Annotated in this window: 11 protein-coding genes; 7 read left to right on the forward strand and 4 right to left on the reverse strand. The window is 70.8% G+C overall.

Going from position 1 to position 17,692, the window contains the following annotated elements:
* Positions 1 to 48 precede the first annotated feature (48 nt).
* The 6 genes from ptsP (at position 49) to QE438_RS05855 (ending at position 8,852) form a co-directional block, all read left to right on the forward strand.
* Entirely contained in the window at positions 49 to 2,556 is a 2,508-nt protein-coding gene (ptsP, locus tag QE438_RS05830) for a phosphoenolpyruvate--protein phosphotransferase (protein WP_306991846.1), read from the forward strand.
* Entirely contained in the window at positions 2,553 to 3,500 is a 948-nt protein-coding gene (pfkB, locus tag QE438_RS05835) for a 1-phosphofructokinase (protein ID WP_306991843.1), read from the forward strand. The genes ptsP and pfkB overlap by 4 nt, the downstream gene beginning before the upstream one ends.
* Positions 3,501 to 3,543: 43 nt before the next feature.
* Entirely contained in the window at positions 3,544 to 5,247 is a 1,704-nt protein-coding gene (locus QE438_RS05840; RefSeq protein WP_306991841.1) for a fructose-specific PTS transporter subunit EIIC, read from the forward strand.
* 96 nt (positions 5,248 to 5,343) lie between these two features.
* Entirely contained in the window at positions 5,344 to 6,588 is a 1,245-nt protein-coding gene (locus tag QE438_RS05845; RefSeq protein ID WP_131658839.1) for a carbohydrate porin, read from the forward strand.
* Positions 6,589 to 6,656: 68 nt separating this feature from the next.
* Positions 6,657 to 8,099, forward strand: coding sequence for an exodeoxyribonuclease I (gene sbcB / locus QE438_RS05850; RefSeq protein ID WP_306991838.1), 1,443 nt, complete (start codon positions 6,657 to 6,659; stop codon positions 8,097 to 8,099).
* Between the two features lie 66 nt (positions 8,100 to 8,165).
* Positions 8,166 to 8,852, forward strand: coding sequence for a DUF2461 domain-containing protein (locus tag QE438_RS05855; RefSeq protein ID WP_130522665.1), 687 nt, complete (start codon positions 8,166 to 8,168; stop codon positions 8,850 to 8,852).
* Between the two features lie 13 nt (positions 8,853 to 8,865).
* Here QE438_RS05855 and QE438_RS05860 read toward each other — a convergent pair whose 3' ends face one another.
* A complete protein-coding gene (locus QE438_RS05860) occupies positions 8,866 to 9,843 on the reverse strand; it encodes a hypothetical protein (protein WP_306991836.1) in 978 nt (325 codons plus the stop codon).
* A gap of 150 nt (positions 9,844 to 9,993) precedes the next feature.
* Between QE438_RS05860 and QE438_RS05865 the strand changes: the two genes are divergently transcribed.
* Positions 9,994 to 10,533, forward strand: a complete 540-nt coding sequence (locus QE438_RS05865; RefSeq protein ID WP_306991834.1) for a DUF2939 domain-containing protein — start codon at positions 9,994 to 9,996, stop codon at positions 10,531 to 10,533.
* A gap of 63 nt (positions 10,534 to 10,596) precedes the next feature.
* On the opposite strand, the gene QE438_RS05870 is transcribed toward QE438_RS05865, so the two are convergent.
* The 3 genes from QE438_RS05870 to QE438_RS05880 all read right to left on the reverse strand — a co-directional run bounded on the left by QE438_RS05870 (position 10,597) and on the right by QE438_RS05880 (position 17,669).
* Entirely contained in the window at positions 10,597 to 11,550 is a 954-nt protein-coding gene (locus QE438_RS05870) for a 5'-nucleotidase (protein WP_130522667.1), read from the reverse strand.
* A gap of 164 nt (positions 11,551 to 11,714) precedes the next feature.
* A complete protein-coding gene (locus tag QE438_RS05875) occupies positions 11,715 to 12,482 on the reverse strand; it encodes an NAD kinase (RefSeq protein ID WP_130518151.1) in 768 nt (255 codons plus the stop codon).
* Between the two features lie 117 nt (positions 12,483 to 12,599).
* Positions 12,600 to 17,669: an NAD-glutamate dehydrogenase domain-containing protein gene (locus QE438_RS05880; RefSeq protein ID WP_306991831.1), complete on the reverse strand. Its 5,070-nt coding sequence runs from the start codon at positions 17,667 to 17,669 to the stop codon at positions 12,600 to 12,602.
* Positions 17,670 to 17,692: the final 23 nt, after the last annotated feature.

A 17,692-nucleotide genomic window follows, 5' to 3' on the forward strand; every position in this document is an offset into this window, starting at 1 on the left:
TTGGGAACGTTCCCAATTGCGCCCCAAGAGATCTGCTTGGAGTTCCTCGTGTCGCCACAACCCTCCCCCGCGCCGGTGGCGCTGGAACTCATCCGCCTGGATGCGCAGGCGCGCGACAAGGCCGATGCCATCGCCCAGGTCGCCCAGTTGCTCACGGCCGGCGGCTGCGTGGCCGAGGGCTACCAGGCCAGCATGTCCCGCCGCGAGGAGCTGGCGAACACCTTCCTCGGCCATGGCGTGGCCATCCCCCACGGCCTGGGCGAGGACCGTCACCTGGTGCGCCGCGACGGCATCGCCGTGCTGCAGCTGCCGCAGGGCGTGGAATGGAATCCGGGCCAGATCACCCATCTGGTGGTCGGCATCGCCGCCCAGTCCGACACGCACATCACCCTGCTGCGCCGGCTGACCCGCCTGATCCAGGACGAGGCGACGCTGCAGCGCCTGTTCACCACCACCGAGGCGGACCAGATCGTCGCCGCGCTGTCCGGCGAGACGGCCAGCCAGCCGGCCGCGCCGGTCAGCGACCTGGAGCATCGCTTCGACTGGACCATCGCCTACCCCAGCGGGCTGCACGCGCGTCCCGCCACGCGCTGGGCCGAGGCCGCGCGCCGCTTCGTGGCGCGCCTGCAGGTCCGCGCCGGCGACCAGGCGGCCGACGCCAAGAGCCTGGTGGCGCTGCTTCAGCTGGGCCTGCGCCAGGGCGATGCGATCGTGGTCTCGGCCGAGGGTCAGGACGCCGAGCCCGCCCTGGCCGCCCTGCGCAAGGCGATGGACGGGCTGATCCAGCAGGAGAAGGCCGATGCCGAGCGCGCCGCCCAGCGCCGCGCCGCGCCGGTCAACGGCTGGACCCCGCCCGAGGCGCAGGCGGCCATCGTCGGCATCGGCGCCAGCCCGGGCCTGGCGATCGCGCCGGTGCATGTGCTGGCCGGCGCGCAGACCGAGGTGGCCGACCGCCCCACGCCCCTGGGCGAAGGCGGCGCGCAGCTGCATCAGGCGCTCAGCCGCACCCGCCAGCAGCTGCGGGCGCTGGAGGACGACACCCAGCGCCGGCTGGGCGCGGCGGACGCGGCGATCTTCAAGGCCCAAGGCGCGCTGCTGGACGACACCGATCTGATCACCCGCGCCTGCCAGCTGATGGTCGAAGGCCATGGCGTGGCCTGGTCCTGGCATCAGGCGATCGAGCAGACCGCCTCGGGCCTGGCGGCGCTGGGCAACCCGGTGCTGGCCGGACGCGCCGCGGACCTGCGCGACGTCGGCCGGCGCGTGCTGGCCCAGCTCGATCCCAGCGCCGCCGGCGGCGGCCTGGCCGACCTGCCCGACCATCCCTGCATCCTGCTGGCGGCCGACCTGTCGCCGTCGGACACGGCCAACCTGGATCCGCAGCGCGTGCTCGGCCTGGCCACCGCGCAGGGCGGCCCGACCTCACATACCGCCATCCTCTCGCGCACGCTCGGCGTGCCGGCGCTGGTGGCCGGCGGCGCCGACCTGCTGGCCGTGGCGCCGGGCACCGAGGCCATCCTCGACGGCAACAGCGGGCGCCTGTACCTGTCGCCCTCGGCCAACGACCTGGCCGCCGCGCGCGCCTGGATCGACGAGCAGCGCCAGGTGCGCGAACGCGAGGCCCAGCAGCGGGCGCAGCCGGCGCAGACCACCGATGGCCATCGCATCGACATCGGCGCCAACGTCAACCTGCCCGAGCAGGTGCCGCTGGCGCTGGAACAGGGCGCCGAGGGCGTGGGCCTGATGCGCACCGAGTTCCTGTTCCTGGAGCGCAGCAGCACGCCGGATGAGGAAGAGCAGTTCCAGACCTATGTGGCCATGGCCGCCGCGCTGGACGGGCGCGCGCTGATCGTGCGTGCCCTGGACATCGGCGGCGACAAGCAGGTGGCGCACCTGGAGCTGCCGCACGAGGAGAATCCGTTCCTGGGCGTGCGCGGCGCGCGCCTGCTGCTGCGCCGTCCCGACCTGCTCGAACCGCAGCTGCGCGCGCTGTACCGCGCCGCCGCCCAAGGCGCGCGCCTGTCGATCATGTTCCCGATGATCACCTCGGTGCCCGAGCTGGTCGCCCTGCGCGGCATCTGCGAGCGGCTGCGCGCCGAGCTGGACGCCCCGCAGGTGCCCATCGGCATCATGATCGAGGTACCCGCCGCGGCGGCCCAGGCCGATCTGCTGGCCCAGCACGCCGACTTCTTCTCCATCGGCACCAACGACCTGACCCAGTACGTGCTGGCGATCGACCGCCAGAACCCCGAGCTGGCGGCCGAGGCCGACAGCCTGCATCCGGCCGTGCTGCGCGCCATCCACAGCACGGTCGAAGGCGCCCGCGCGCACGGGCGCTGGGTCGGCGTGTGCGGCGGCCTGGCCGGCGATCCGTTCGGCGCCTGCCTGCTGGCCGGCCTGGGCGTGGACGAGCTGTCGATGACGCCCAACGACATCCCGGCGGTCAAGGCGCGGCTGCGCGCCGCGGCGCTTACCGATCTGCAGGCGCTGGCGCGGCAGGCCCTGGCCTGCGCCGACGCCACCCAGGTGCGCGCGCTCGAGGGAGCCGGCGCATGAGCCCACGCGTGCTGACCGTCACCCTGAATCCGGCGATCGACCAGACCGTTCGGCTGGACACGCTGGAGCCCGGCCACGTGCACCGCGCCGGGCGCAGCCGGGACGACGCCGGCGGCAAGGGCATCAACGTGGCCGCCTGCCTGGCCGACTGGGGCGTGCCGACCACGGCGCTGGGCGTGATCGGCGTGGACAACGAGGCGGTGTTCCGCGGCCTGTTCGAGCTGCGCGGCATCGCCGATGCCTGCCTGCGCGTGCCGGGGCTGACCCGCACCAACATCAAGCTGGTCGAACGCGACGGCCGCACCACCGACATCAACCTGCCCGGCCTGTGCCTGGACGCCGGCGCCCTGAACGCCGTCGGCCAGCGCCTGGCGGCGCTGCTGGCGCCGCAGATGCCGGTGGTCCTGTCCGGCAGCCTGCCGGCCGGCCTGCCGCCCACCGCCTGGGCGCAGCTGCAGGCCCAGGTGCACGCGGCCGGTGCGCGCGTGCTGCTGGACAGCAGCGGCCCGGCGCTGGTGGCCGCGCTGGACGGCGAATCGGTGCCGTTCGCGGTCAAGCCCAACCGCCACGAGCTGGAAGCCTGGACCGGCCAGTCCCTGGACGATCGCGAGGCGGTGCTGGACGCCGGCCGCGCCCTGCTGGCACGCGGGGTGTCGCTGGTCGCCATCTCGATGGGCAGCGACGGGGCCCTGTTCCTCGACCGCAGCGGCGCCCTGCTCGCCCGGCCGCCGCGCCTGGCCGATGGCAGCACCGTCGGCGCGGGCGACGCGATGGTGGCCGGCATCGCCGCGTCGCTGCTGGAGCCGTCCTTCGACCTGGCCGGCTGCGCGCAGCGGGCCACCGCCTTTTCCATGAGCCGCCTGCACAGCGGCGATGCCCGCCGGCTCGATCCGGCCCAGGTCCGCGCCTGGGCCGGCGAGGTCCGGATCGAACGCGTGGCCTGACCCTTCGCGGCCCGGCACATCCCAGAGTCCCAGGAGTTCTCCCATGCAAGCTTCCATCGTGGTCATCGCTGCCGGCGCGCGCAGCACCGAGGCGGTCCTCGCCGCCGAGGCGTTGCGCCGGGCGGCGCGTCAGCGCGGCCTGGAGCCGGCCGTGGAGATCCGCAGCGACCAGGGCATCACCGGCGCGCTGCAGCCCGCGCAGTGCGCCGGCGCCAGCGCCGTGCTGCTGGTCGGCGAAGGCGATGCCGAGCGCGCGCGCTTCGGCCAGGCCGCGATCACCGAGGTCGGCCTGGATGCGGTGCTGGACGATCCCGAAGGCGTGCTCGCCGGCTGGGTCGGTGCGGCCGCCGCCGCGCCGGCGGCGCAGGCCAGCAAGCACATCGTCGCCATCACCTCCTGCCCGACCGGCATCGCGCACACCTTCATGGCGGCCGAGGGCCTGCAGCAGGCCGCCGCGGCGCTGGGCTACCACCTGCGCGTGGAGACTCAGGGCTCGGTCGGCGCGCAGGACACGCTCACCGCGGAGGAGATTGCCCAGGCCGACGTGGTCCTGATCGCCGCCGACCGCGAGGTGGAGCTGTCGCGCTTCGGTGGCAAGCGCGTGTTCAAGAGCGGCACCAAGCCGGCCATCAACGATGGCCAGGCGCTGATCCGCAAGGCGCTGGCCGAGGCCAGCATGCAGGCCGGCGGCGCCGCGCAGGCCGCACCGAGCGAGAAGACCAAGAGCGCCGGCCCGTACAAGCACCTGATGACGGGCGTGTCGTTCATGCTGCCCTTCGTCACCGCCGGCGGCCTGCTGATCGCGCTGGCCTTCGCCATCGGCGGCATCTACGCGGGCGACGATGCCAATCGCGGCACGCTGGCCTGGAGCCTGCTGCAGATCGGCGCCAAGGGCGGCTTTTTGCTGATGGTGCCGGCGCTGGCCGGCTATATCGCCTACTCCATCGCCGACCGGCCGGGCATCGCGCCGGGCATGATCGGCGGTGTGGTCGCGGCGAACATGGGCGCCGGCTTCATCGGCGGCATCCTGGCCGGCTTCGTCGCCGGCTACGGCGTGGCCTGGATCAACCGCGTGCTGCGCCTGCCGCGCAGCCTGCAAGGCCTCAAGCCGGTCCTGATCCTGCCGGTGCTGGGCACGCTGCTGGTCGGCCTGCTGATGATGTACGTGATCGGCACGCCGGTGGCGCACCTGCTGACCTGGCTGACCGAGTGGCTGCGCAGCATGCAGGGCACCAGCGCCATCCTGCTGGGCCTGCTGCTGGGCGGAATGATGGCGGTGGACATGGGCGGGCCGGTCAACAAGGCCTCCTACGCGTTCTCTACCGCGCTGATCTCCAGCCAGGTCTATACGCCGATGGCCGCGACCATGATCGGCGGCATGACCCCGCCGCTGGGCATCGCGCTGGCGACCTGGCTGTTCCGCAATCGCTTCACCGCCGAGGAGCGCGGCACCGCCGGTGCGGCCGGCGTGCTCGGCCTGGCCTTCGTCACCGAGGGCGCCATCCCCTACGCCGCGCGCGATCCGCTGCGCACCATCCCCGCCCTGGTGCTGGGCTCGGCCGTGGCCGGCGCGATCTCGATGGCGGCCGGCGCCGAGCTGAAGGTGCCGCATGGCGGCGTGTTCGTCCTGCCGATCCCGAACGCGGTGACCCACCTGGGCACCTACCTGCTGGCCCTGGTCGTGGGCGTGGTCGTCACGGCCGTAGCCCTGCGCCTGTTCAAGAAGCCGGTCGTGGCCAAGGGCTGACCCGCCCGCGCCGACCCGCTTCGCTTCGACTGCCTCGCGCGGCGCCGCAGCCGCGCGTTCTTACCCACGCCGTTCTCCTGATCAGGAACCCGACGCATGTCCACCCTCCTCCATCGCGTGCTGCCGGCCGCGCTCACCCTGGCTCTCGCTCCCCTGGCCCATGCCCAGGAGGCGGTGACGCCCAAACTGTCCTACACCGGCGAGGCCGCCGCGATGCTCGGCGGCGGCGAGGGTTCGGGCAGCGCCTACGCGGGCCAAGCGATGGCCGGTGTGGACGTCGATCTGGACAAGGCCTTCGGCTGGTCCGGCGCCACGCTCAAGGCCTATGTGATCAACCGGCATGGCACCAACCTGGTCAACAGCAGCCTGGGCAACAGCACCTCGGTGCAGGAGATCTACGGCGGCCAAGGCACGCGCCTGGCCAACCTGACGCTGGAACAGAAGCTGCTCGACGACCGCCTGGTGCTCGAGGCCGGGCGCAGCGTGGCCAACATCCACTTCCTGGGCTCGGACCTGTGCCAGTACTTCCAGGGCAACTCGGCCTGCGGCAATCCGACCTACGTGTTCCGGACCAGCAGCTTCACCTGGTGGCCGGTCTCCAGCTGGATGGCCGACGCCAAGGCCTGGGTGACGCCGCAGGTCTACGTGCACGTCGGCGCATACCAGGTGGACCCCAGCCAGGCCAAGGACGGTGAGCACGGCCTGCGCTGGAGCACGCGCGAGGCGACCGGCTGGATCGTGCCCTACGCGGTCGGCTGGCAGAGCTCGGCCGATGCCCGCCACAAGGCGATGTACGAACTGGGCGGCTGGCAGGACAACGCCCCCTACCGCGATCCGCTGTACGACGCGGCCGGCACGCCGGCGGTGCTGAGCGGCCAGGACTACGCCAGCCGGCATGGCCGCTCCGGTGTGTACGCGCGCTTCGAGCAGCAGGTCAGCGGGCCGGACGCCACGCACGGGCTGACCCTGTTCGGCGCCGTGCTCAAGGGCACCTCGGGCCAGCTGATCGAGGACTGGTTCGCCCAGGCCGGCCTGGTGCACAAGGGCACCTTCGCCAGCCGCCCGCACGACGATGTCGCGCTGGTGGTCACCCGCCAGCAGTACAGCGATGCGGCGCTGGAGAACCTGCGCCTGGCCCGCGCCGCGGCCGGCGGCGTCGGCACCCCGCAAAGCGGCCAGACGATGATGGAGCTGAGCTATGGCTTTGCGGTCAATCCGCACCTGCGCATCGCGCCCAGCCTGCACTACGTGATGCATCCGGACCAGTTCAACGCGCCGGGCCGCCTGCAGGATCTGCCCAATGCCTGGGTCGCGGGACTGAGGTTCGATCTCAGTCTCTAAGCCGCTCGCTCGGCCGCCGGTGCGCACCGGCGGCATACTGTGCGGCCGTTCGTCGTGCCGTATCCGCAATGGCTGAGAGTTTCTTCTTCTACGACCTGGAGACCTTCGGTCAGGACCCGCGCCGCACGCGCATCGCCCAGTTCGCCGCCCAGCGCACCGATGCGGCGCTGAACCCGATCGAGGACCCGGTCACCTTCTACGTGCAGCCGGCCGACGACCTGCTGCCCTCGCCCATCGCCACGCTGATCACCGGCATCACCCCGCAGCAGGCGCTGGCCGACGGGGTGCGCGAGTGCGAGGCGATGGCGCGCATCTTCGAGGAGATGGCGCGGCCGGAGACCTGCACGCTGGGCTGGAACACGCTGCGCTTCGACGACGAGTTCGTGCGCCACGGGCTGTTCCGCAACTTCTTCGATCCCTACGAGCGCGAGTGGCGCGGCGGCAACTGCCGCTGGGACCTGCTGGACGTGGCGCGGCTGTTCCATGCCCTGCGCCCGGAAGGCGTGCACTGGCCGCAGCGCGAGGACGGCAAGGGCACCTCGTTCAAGCTCGAACACCTGGCCCTGGCCAACGACGTGCGCGTCGGCGAGGCGCACGAGGCCATGTCCGACGTGCGCGCCACGCTGGGCATCGCCCGCGCCATGCGCCGCGCGCAGCCGCGCCTGTGGGACTACGCGCTGCAGCTGCGCAACAAGCGCTTCGCCGCCGGCCTGATGGACACCGTCGGGATGACGCCGCTGCTGCACATCTCGCAGCGCTATCCGGCCCAGCGCCTGTGCGCCGCGCCGGTACTGCCGGTGGCGCGCCATCCGCGCATCGACAGCCGCATCATCGTGCTCGACCTGGACGGCGATGCCCAGGCGCTGCTGGACCTGGATGCGCAGGACATCGCCGACCGGCTCTATACCCCGCGCGGCGACCTGCCCGAGGACGTGCGCCGCGTGCCGCTTAAGGAAGTGCACCTCAACCGCTGCCCGGCCCTGGTGCCCTGGCACTACCTGCGCGCGGACGACTTCGCGCGCCTGGGCATCGTCCCCGAGGCCGTACAGGCCCAGGCCGACCTGCTGCGCGCGCATGCGCCGGCGGTGGCCGAGAAGGTGCGCCAGGTGTTCGCCAGCGAGCGCGCGCAGGAGACGCCGGACGCCGATGCCTCGCTGTACCACGGCTTCCTGGCCGAGGGCGAGCGGCGCAAGCTGGCCGAGGTCCGTGGTACGCCGCCGGCGCAGCTTGGCACGCGCGACTTCGGCTTCAAGGATGGGCGGCTGCAGGAGCTGCTGTTCCGCTATCGGGCACGCAACTGGCCCGACACGCTCAACGCCGCCGAACGCGCACGCTGGGACGACTACCGCCGCGCCCGCCTGGCGCCGGGCACGGTACTGGCCGAGCAGAGCCTGCCCGACTATTTCGCGCAGATCGCGCAGTTGCGCGGCGAACCCACCACCGACGGCGCCAAGCAGGTGCTGCTGGACCGCCTGGAGGTCTGGGGGCGTGAACTGCAGATCGGGCTGTAACCTCTGCACGCCGCCTTAGCCGCCCGGCCGCCACGCTGCCGACCTGATCCGAGACCCGTTCGCTGCATGAGCCCCTATTTCTCCGACGCCAGCTTCAAGTTCCTCAAGGCGCTGGCACGCCACAACGACAAGACCTGGTTCGCCGCGCACAAGCAGCAGTACGAGGACCATGTCCGCCAGCCGTTCCTGCGCCTGCTGACCGACCTGCAGCCGGATCTGGCCGCGGTCAGCGACAAGTTCCGCTCCGACCCCAAGACGGTCGGCGGCTCGCTGTTCCGCATCTACCGCGATGCGCGCTTCTCCAACGACAAGTCGCCCTACAAGCTCTGGCAGGGCGCGCGGCTGTACCACGAGCGCCGCAAGCAGGTGCCCGCGCCCTCGTTCTATGTGCACCTGCAGCCGGGCGAGAGCTTCGTCGGCGCCGGCCTGTGGCATCCGGAGCCCGACACCTTGCGCAAGCTGCGGCAGTTCATCTTCGACAACCCGATGACCTGGAAGGCCGCCGCGCATGCGCCGGCCTTCCGCAAGCGCTTCGAGTTCGAGGAATCGGAGATGCTCAGCCGTGCGCCGCGCGGGTTCCCGGCCGAGTTCGAGTTCATCGACGATCTCAAGCACAAGAACTTCGTGTTCTGGCGCTCGCTGGACGATGCGACGATGACCGGGCCGCGGCTGCGCCAGACCCTGGCCGCGGATCTGGTCGCGCTGGGTCCGTTCATGGACTATCTGTGCGCGGCGCTGGACCTGGAGTTCTGAAGTTGCCGGCGCGCTAGGAATCCTGCGCGAAGTAGCCCGAGGCATCGACGAAGCGCTGGACGGCCGCGGCGTCGGCATAGTCCAGCTCGATCATCTCGGCCAGCGCCTTGGCCTTGTCCGCGCTGCGGCGATAGTTCGCCTGGCAGATGGCATAGCCGACGTAATAGCCCAGGTCGCGGGTGCCGAAGCCGTTGTCGGTGTTGTTGTAGAGCCAGGCGCTGTAGTCGTTGCCGCCCATGTCCTTGCGGAAGGCCGCGCGAATCGCGGCGTCATGCGCAGGCCCGTAGGCGACGTAAGGCAGGTCAGGCAGACGACCCGTCACCTGTTCGGCCACGAAGTCCGCAACGCCCTCATAGACCGCCTGGGCCAGCAGGCTGGCGCGTGCGCCACGCTGCTGCGTGTGCACGGTCTCGTGGATCACCAGCAGGTCCAGGTTCTCCAGCGGCCGGCTGGCGAAGTAGCCGCGAAAGAAGCGCTGCAGGCGTTCGGGCATCTGCGACAGGTCCACGCGCTCATCGCCGGTGGCCATTTCCACCCCGATCAGGACCTTGTCCTCCTGCGTGGTGCCGGCCGAGCGCAGCGCGCCAACCTCGAAGTAGATGCCGGCCGGCTTCAGCGCCGGATACAGCTGCGCGAAGCGCCGCAGGTGGTGCCGCACCTTGTCCATCGCCGCCCCGGCCAGGGCGGTGCGAGGCCGCACCGAGTCCCAATAGCGCGGATAGGCGCGGATCGCATCGACATAGGTCGCCGCGTCGTAGTCCTTGGCGAGCGCGAAGGCCGCCAGCCCCGGGCTGCCGCGATCCAGGTAGGTCTTCTGCAGCACCTGGATCTGCTGTGCCCTGTCCGGCAGGCCCTTGACCTGATCGTAGGCCTGCCAGAACAGCGCGACATCGCGGTCGACGACCTCGATCCGTTGACCGCTCGGCACTGCCGCGGTCGCCGCACCGCTGAAGGCCAAGGCCAGCACCAGTCCCCACCCCATCTTCGACATGCAGATCCCCGGGTTCGCATGGAACCGGCCCATGGTTTCATCGGCCGCCCTCGATCACAAGCCCGGGGCGTTCCCTCGCGCCACGCGCCTTGACGGCCCCACCTGCCGCGCTCTGTACTCTTCAGCTCACTCCAAACGCCGGGTAACACGATGCGAAAGTGGATGCTGGCTGTGCCCCTGCTGGCCTTGCTGCTGCTGGCCGGCTTCGTCGCGGCCGGGCCGTACATCGCCATCCACGGCATCCGCGACGCGCTGGCCGACCAGGACACCGGCAAGCTCGACCGTTACGTCGACTTCCCGACCCTGCGCCTCAATCTGCGCGCGCAGCTACAGGACCGCATGGTCCGCGCCGCCGGCGTGGACGCGCAGTCCAGCGTTCTCGGCGCGCTGGCGCTCTCGCTGGCCGGCGGCGCGGCCGGCGTGGGCGTCGATGCCATGGTCACCCCGACCGGCATCGCCGCGCTCCTGCAGGGACGCTCGGTCTGGAAGCGCGCCCTCGGCGACACCGCCAACGGCGATACATACGGCCCGCCCGCGCCGGCCGAACCGCTCAAGGGTGCCGAGCACCACTACGCGTCGCTCTCGCGTTTCACCGCCACCACCCGCACCGACAGTGGCGCCCCGATCACCTTCGTGTTCGAGCGCCAGGGCCTGGTGTGGAAGTTGACGGATATCAGATTGCCGCTTTGAGGCGAGGAATGAGCAGAGCGAAAGCACCGGCAAGGCTTCTCCTCACTCCTCACTCCTCTCCACTCACTTCTCGTTCGCCACCCCATGCGGCACATGCCCCGCCGCGGTGTGTGGATGGGCGCTGTCGATGTTGTGTTGCGAGTCGTCGAAGAAGATGTCGGCGCCGAAGGCGGCCAGGAACGGGCCCTTGTGCCGGCCGCCCAGGAACAGCGCCTCGTCCAAACGCACGCCCCACTCGCGCAGGGTGCGGATCACGCGCTCATGCGCCGGCGCCGAGCGTGCGGTGACCAGGGCCGTGCGGATCGGCGCGTGCTCGCCGGGCGGGAAGGCGGCCTGCAGCTGATGCAGCGCGGCGAGGAAGCCGCGGAACGGGCCGCCGGAGAGCAGTTCGCGCGCCTTCTCCTGCTCGTGGCGGCCGAAGGCTTCCACGCCCTGCTCGCGCGAGATGCGTTCGCTCTCGTCGCCGAAGATCACCGCATCGCCGTCGAAGGCGATGCGCAGCTGGTTGGACAGCCGTCCCGCCGGCAGCTCGCCCGCCGCCGCGGCGGCCTCCTCGGCGCGTTCGCCCGGCGGCTTGGGCAGGATGGTGGCCGCGGCGATGCCGTGGCTGAGCGCGCTGCGCACCGAATCGGGGTTGGCCGAGAGGAACAGATCGGTGCCGAACGGCTTGATGTAAGGCCAGGTCGGCTCGCCGGCGGTAAATGTGGCCCGCACGATGTCCAGGCCATAGTGCTGGATCGAGTTGAAGATGCGCAGGCCCGTGTCGGCCGAGTTGCGCGACAGCAGGATCACCTCGACGCGCGGCGTATCGGCCGGCGCGCCCTGGTTGAGCGCCAGCAGCTTGCGCACCACGGTGAAGGCCACGCCCGGCCCGAGCACGTCGTCCTCGTGCGCACGCTGGTAGGCGGCGTACGCGTCCAGCCCTTCGGCCTGCCACAGGGCGTGGCTCTCCTCCAGGTCGAACAGGGCGCGCGAGGTGACGGCGACGGTGAGCAGGCGGGGACTGTTGTCGGGCATCTAGCAGGGATTCGGGATTCGGGATTCGGGATTCGGGATTCGGGATTCGGGATTCGGGATTCGGGATCAGGAGGATTTGGTTGGTGGCTGCGAATGGTCGAGTTGCCAGTGGTCGCGGTGTTTTTGCGGGCTCTGGCCTCTGGGTCCTTGCCGCTGGCCCCGCCTCAAACCAGAAACTGTTCGCTCAGGATCCGCTCTTCCAGGTTGTGCTCCGGGTCGAACAGCAGGGTCACGGTGTGCGTGCGCGATTCGTGAATGGTCACCTCGGTGACATTGCGGAACTCGTGCGAATCGGCGGTGGCGCTGACCGGGCGCTTGTACGGGTCCAGCACCTGGATGCGCACCTCGGTGTCGGCCTTGAGGATGGCCCCGCGCCAGCGCCGCGGGCGGTAGGGCGCGATCGGGGTCAGGGCGATGGTGTGGCTGCCCAGCGGCAGGATCGGGCCATGCGCGGAATAGTTGTAGGCCGTGCTGCCGGCCGGCGTGGCCACCAGCACGCCGTCGCCGGTCATCTCCTCGATGCGGGTCTGGCCGTTGAGATCCACGCGCAGCTGCGCGGCCTGGCGGGTCTGGCGCAGCAGCGAGACCTCGTTGTAGGCCAGCGAGGTCACCTCGATGCCCGACTCGGTCTGCGCGCGCATCTCCAGCGGGCGCAGCTTGGTCGGCTCGGCCGCGGCGATGCGCGCGGGCAGATCGTCGTCGCGGTGGTGGTTCATCAGGAAGCCGACCGTGCCCAGCTTCATGCCGAACACCGGCTTGCCGAGCAGGCCGTGGCGGTGGAGGGTCTGCAGCATGAAGCCATCGCCGCCCAGTGGCACCAGGATGTCGGCCTGGTCGGGGGCATGCTGGCCGTAGCGCTGGCTCAGTTCGGCCAGGGCCTGCTGTGCGGCTTCGGTATGGCTGGCGAGGAAGGCAAGGCGCGGCGCGGTCATGCGGTGAAGGATACCCGGCGCCCGCCCGCGGCGCGTGTTGCGTCTTCAACCGACGCAAAAACAAGCGGGGCCAGGTGTCGCCACCCGGCCCCGCGTGCCTTTCTCGGCTGGCCTGGATCAGGTCAGCTGCGACAGGCGCTGCACCGCGACCGAGGCGGTCGGGTAGTCCAGCGTGCGCTGGGCGGCGATGTCGTCGAGCATGGAACGGGTGAAGCGCAGCGTGGGATCGTCGCGCTGCATCCAGCGCCCGACCTTGGCCTCGGCGCTGTCGCCGGGCAGGGCCAGCACCTGCGCGGTCATCGCGCGCAGGTGGGCGGAGAGCTCGTCGCGCAGCACGCCACGGGCCACCGCATGCCAGCGGCCGTCGACCTGCAGCGCGTCGATCTGCGCGAACAGCCACGGCAGGTGCAGCGCGTCGCCCAGGCGGTAGTACACCTTGGACACCGCCACGGCCGAGAGCTTGTGCGCACGCGCCAGTTCGATGATGTCCGCCGAAGGCTCCAGGTACGGCAGGGCCGCCAGCTGGCCGGCCAGCGCATCGGGCACGCCCTTGGCCTTCCAGTCGGCTAGCGCGGCCTCGTAGGCCGGGCGCAGCGAATCGGGCAGCACGCCATCGGCCGCACGGATGTCGTTGAAGCCGGCGTGGTAGCGCTCCACCGCCGTGGCGATGGCCGGAATCGGCCCGGTGCGGGTCAGCAGCCAGCGGGTGAAGCTGCGCTGCAGCTTCCAGATCACCTGCAGGGCGTCGATCTGCACCGCCTCGGCCACCTTGCCGTCCAGGGCATCGATCTGCGCCCACAGCGCCCGCGCGTCCAGCGTCTCGCGGGTGATGGTGTAGGCCTTGGCGACCTCACCGATGTCGCGACCGGTGTCCTCCTGCATGCGCAGGAGGAAGGTGGCGCCCATGCGGTTGATGGTCGAGTTGGTCACCGCGGTGGCGATGATCTCGCGCTTGAGGCGGTGCTGCTCCATCTGCGCGGCGTACTTCTTCTGCAGCGGCTGCGGGAAGTAGCGCTGCAGCTCCTTGGACAGGTACGGATCCTCGGGGATGTCGGTGTGCAGCAGTTCGGCGAAGGCCACCAGCTTGGAATAGGACAGCAGCACCGACAGCTCCGGCCGGGTCAGGCCCAGCCCGCGCGCCTTGCGGTCGGCGAACTCGGCGTCGCTGGGCAGGTATTCGATCTGCCGGTCCAGCAGGCCGCGCGCCTCCAGCACCTGCACGAAGTGCTGCTTGGAGCCCAGGCGCGAGACGCTCATGCGCTCCATCAGGCTCAGCGCCTGGTTCTGGCGGTAGTTGTCGGTCAGCACCAGCTGGCCGACCTCGTCGGTCATGCTGGCCAGCAGGGTGTTGCGCGCCGCTTCGGTGAGCTTCTTCTGCCGCACCACGCCGTCGAGCAGGATCTTGATGTTGACCTCGTGGTCGGAGGTGTCAACGCCGGCGGAGTTGTCGATGAAGTCGGTGTTGAGCAGCACGCCGTTCTGCGCCGCCTCGATGCGGCCCAGCTGGGTCAGGCCCAGGTTGCCGCCCTCGCCCACCACCTTGCAGCGCAGCTGACCGCCGTTGACGCGCAGCGCGTTGTTGGCGCGGTCGCCGACGTCGGCATTGCTCTCCTGCGCGGACTTGACGTAGGTGCCGATGCCGCCGTTCCACAGCAGGTCCACCGGCGCCTTGAGGATGGCGCTGAGCAGCTCGGTCGGCGACAGCGCGGCGACGCCCGCGTCCAGCCCCAGCGCCTGCTTGACCTGCGGGCTCAGCGGGATGGTCTTGAGCGTGCGCGGGAACACGCCGCCGCCGGCCGAGATCAGCTTGGTGTCGTAATCGGCCCAGGACGAGCGCGGCAGCTTGAACATGCGCGCGCGCTCGGCGAAGGACCTGGCCGCATCCGGGTTGGGGTCCAGGAAGATGTGGCGGTGATCGAAGGCGGCCACTAGGCGGATGTGTTCGGACAGCAGCATGCCGTTGCCGAACACGTCGCCGGACATGTCGCCGATGCCGACCACGGTGAAGTCCTGGGTCTGGCAGTCGCGGCCCAGGGCGCGGAAATGGCGCTTGACCGACTCCCACGCGCCCTTGGCGGTAATGCCCATGCCCTTGTGGTCGTAGCCCACCGAGCCGCCCGAGGCGAAGGCATCGCCCAGCCAGAAGCCGTGGTCGATGGCCAGGCCGTTGGCGATATCGGAGAAGGTCGCCGTGCCCTTGTCGGCGGCCACCACCAGGTACGGGTCGTCGGCGTCGTGGCGCACCACGTCCACCGGCGGCACGATCTTGCCGCCGACGATGTTGTCGGTGATGTCCAGCAGGCCCTGGATGAACATCTTGTAGCAGGCGATGCCCTCGGCCATGACCGCGTCGCGCTCGCCGCTGGCCGGCGACTGCTTGACGTAGAAGCCGCCCTTGGCGCCGACCGGCACGATGACCGTGTTCTTCACCATCTGCGCCTTGACCAGGCCCAGCACCTCGGTGCGGAAATCGTCGCGGCGATCGGACCAGCGCAGGCCGCCGCGCGCCACCGCGCCGAAGCGCAGGTGCACGCCTTCCACGCGCGGGCCGCAGACGAAGATCTCGCGGTACGGGCGCGGCTTGGGCAGGTCGGGCACCTTGGCCGAATCGAACTTGAAGCTGATCGTGTGCGCCGGCGCACCGTCCTTGTCGACCTGGTAGTAGCTGGTGCGCAGCGTGGCCTCGATGGTGCCCATCAGGCTGCGCAGGATGCGGTCGTCGTCCAGGCTGGAGACGCCGTCGAGCAGCTTGAGCATGGCCGCATGCACGGCCTCGGTCTGCGCGTCGCGCGACTGGGTGGCCGCCTGTGCGAGGGCCTGCAGCGCCTTGTGCGTGTCCTCGTCGGCCGTGTCGGCCAGGGCCAGCAGCGCCTGCGCCGCGTCCTGCGCACGCTTGCTGTCGCGCGCCTTGGCCTTGCCGTCCAGCGTCGGGTCGAAGCGCACCTCGAACAGCCGCACCAGCAGCGCGGCCAGCAGCGGGTAGCGGCCCAGCGTGTCCTCGACCGAGGCCTGGGTGAACGGCACGCCGGTCTGCAGCAGGTACTTGGTGTAACCGCGCAGCACCGCGACCTGGCGCCAGCTCAGGCCGGCACGCAGCACCAGGCGGTTGAAGCGGTCGTTCTCGGCATCGCCGCGCCAGACGCGGGCGAAGGCCTCGTCGAAATCCTCCGCGCGCGCGGCCACGTCGATGTCGCCGCCGGCCGGCTCGACCTCGAACTCCTGGATATAGGCCACGCGCCCGTCCAGATCGAGGCGGAAGGGATGTTCGGAGATCACGCGCAGGCCCATGTTCTCCATCAGCGGCAGCGCGTCGGACAGCGGGATGTCGATGCCCAAGTGATAGAGATTCAGGCGCAGCGCGCCCTCGCCGGCGCGGTGCCGCGGCGAGCGGTACAGGCTCAGGCGCAGGTCGTCGGCGTCCTTGAGCTGGGCCAGGCGCTCGACGTCGTCGGCGGCCAGCTCGGTGGAGACGTTCTCGATGTAGTACTGCGGCAGCGCCCGGCCGAAGCTGGACGCCAGCGCCAGCCCGCGCGCCTCGCCGTGGCGCTGGATCAGCGTCTCGCGCAGGTCGTCCTGCCAGTTGCGCAGCAGATGCGACAGGCGCGACTCCAGCTCGGCCGCATCGACGCTGACCTCCTCGCCCGGGCGCGGGCGCACGGTCAGGTGCAGCTGCGCCAGCGGCGATTCGCCCAGCTGCACGGTGGTGTCGACCGCGTCGCCGTGCAGGGCCTCCTTCATCAGCGTCTCGATGCGCAGGCGCAGCTGGGTGTTGAAGCGGTCGCGCGGCACGTAGACCAGCGCCGACCAGAAACGCCCGTAGCGATCGCGGCGCAGGAACAGCTTGCTGCGCACGCGCTCCTGCAGGCCCAGGATGCCCATCGCGGTGCGCGCCAGCTCGTCCTGGCGCGACTGGAACAGTTCCTCGCGCGGCAGCGTCTCCAGGATATGGCGCAGCGCCTTGCCGCTATGGCTGTTGGGCGACAGGCCGGACTGGCGCATGACGTGCTCGTGGCGCTCGCGCACCAGCGGGATCTCCCACGGGCGGCGGTTGTAGGCGCTGGAGGTGAACAGGCCCAGGAAGCGCTGCTCGCCGGTGATGCGGCCGTTGGCGTCGAAGGACAGCACGCCGATGTAGTCCATGTAACCCTTGCGATGCACCGTGGCGCGCGCATTGGTCTTGGTCAGGATCATCGCCTCGGCTTCGCCGGCCTCGTTGAGCAGGTTGGCGGCCAGCGAGCGCACCGCGCGCGGCTTGCCCGAGGCATGGCCCCGCATCAGGCCCAGGCTGGTGTCCTCCTGCGGCACCAGCACTTCCTCGCCGCCCTGCTTCTGCACGCGGTACTCGCGATAGCCGAAGAAGGTGAAGTGGTCGTTGGCGGCCCACTGCAGGAATTCCTGCGTCTCGCGGCGCATGCCATCGGAGACCGGCATGCGGCGCGTGGCCAGGTCCTCGGCCACGGCCAGCATCTTCTCGCGCATCGCGCTCCAGTCGCCGACGATCTGACGCACCTCGGCCAGCACGCGGCGGATCTCGGCCTCGATGCGCGGCATCGCCTCGGCCGGCTGGCGGTCGATCTCCAGCATCATCAGCGACTCGGCCTTGCCCTCGCCCACCGCCGTGGCCTTGCCCGACTTGTCGCGCTCGAAGCGCACCACCGGATGGCCCAGCACATGTACGCCCACGCCCATGCCGGCCAGGGCCATGCTCACCGAATCGACCAGGAAGGGCATGTCGTCGTTGACGATCTGCAGTACCGAGTGCGAGGACTCCCAGCCGTTGGCCTTGGCGCTGGCGTTGAACACGCGCACATTGGCCGTACCGGGCTTGCGCACGCGCGCGAACTCCAGCATGTCCACCGCCATCGCGGCCCAGCCCTGCGCGCTGTGGTGCGGGAACTCGTCCTGCTCCATGCGCCGGTAGAAGGCATCGGCGAAGACCTTGGCCTGCTCGCGCTTGGCGTTGGGCACCAGCGTCTTCAAGGCGTCGTGGATGGGCTGCAGCGAGAACGCTGGGGTGGACGCGCCGGCCTTCGTGGCGCGCGGCTTGGGCGGGGTTGCGGGAACGGGCTTGGCCGACGGCGCGATGGCCTTGGCGGGCTTGCTGCTGGACTTGCCTGAGGGCGGGGCCGAGGCGGCCTTGGAGGTCGAAGCGGATTTATTGCGGAGCCTGCTGCCGGTGGTGCTCATACAGTCGCTTACATCGAGGAAGT

Source organism: Pseudoxanthomonas sp. SORGH_AS_0997, from assembly GCF_031453535.1.
Taxonomy (GTDB): domain Bacteria; phylum Pseudomonadota; class Gammaproteobacteria; order Xanthomonadales; family Xanthomonadaceae; genus Pseudoxanthomonas_A; species Pseudoxanthomonas_A winnipegensis.

Excerpts from the sequence above, each read along its gene's own strand:
- pfkB (WP_306991843.1), top strand. The coding sequence starts at position 2,553 with ATGAGCCCACGCGTGCTGACCGTCACCCTGAATCCGGCGATCGACCAG.
- QE438_RS05840 (WP_306991841.1), top strand. The coding sequence starts at position 3,544 with ATGCAAGCTTCCATCGTGGTCATCGCTGCCGGCGCGCGCAGCACCGAG.
- QE438_RS05845 (WP_131658839.1), top strand. The coding sequence starts at position 5,344 with ATGTCCACCCTCCTCCATCGCGTGCTGCCGGCCGCGCTCACCCTGGCT.
- sbcB (WP_306991838.1), top strand. The coding sequence starts at position 6,657 with ATGGCTGAGAGTTTCTTCTTCTACGACCTGGAGACCTTCGGTCAGGAC.
- QE438_RS05855 (WP_130522665.1), top strand. The coding sequence starts at position 8,166 with ATGAGCCCCTATTTCTCCGACGCCAGCTTCAAGTTCCTCAAGGCGCTG.
- QE438_RS05860 (WP_306991836.1), bottom strand. The coding sequence starts at position 9,843 with ATGTCGAAGATGGGGTGGGGACTGGTGCTGGCCTTGGCCTTCAGCGGT.
- QE438_RS05865 (WP_306991834.1), top strand. The coding sequence starts at position 9,994 with ATGCGAAAGTGGATGCTGGCTGTGCCCCTGCTGGCCTTGCTGCTGCTG.
- QE438_RS05870 (WP_130522667.1), bottom strand. The coding sequence starts at position 11,550 with ATGCCCGACAACAGTCCCCGCCTGCTCACCGTCGCCGTCACCTCGCGC.
- QE438_RS05875 (WP_130518151.1), bottom strand. The coding sequence starts at position 12,482 with ATGACCGCGCCGCGCCTTGCCTTCCTCGCCAGCCATACCGAAGCCGCA.
- QE438_RS05880 (WP_306991831.1), bottom strand. The coding sequence starts at position 17,669 with ATGAGCACCACCGGCAGCAGGCTCCGCAATAAATCCGCTTCGACCTCC.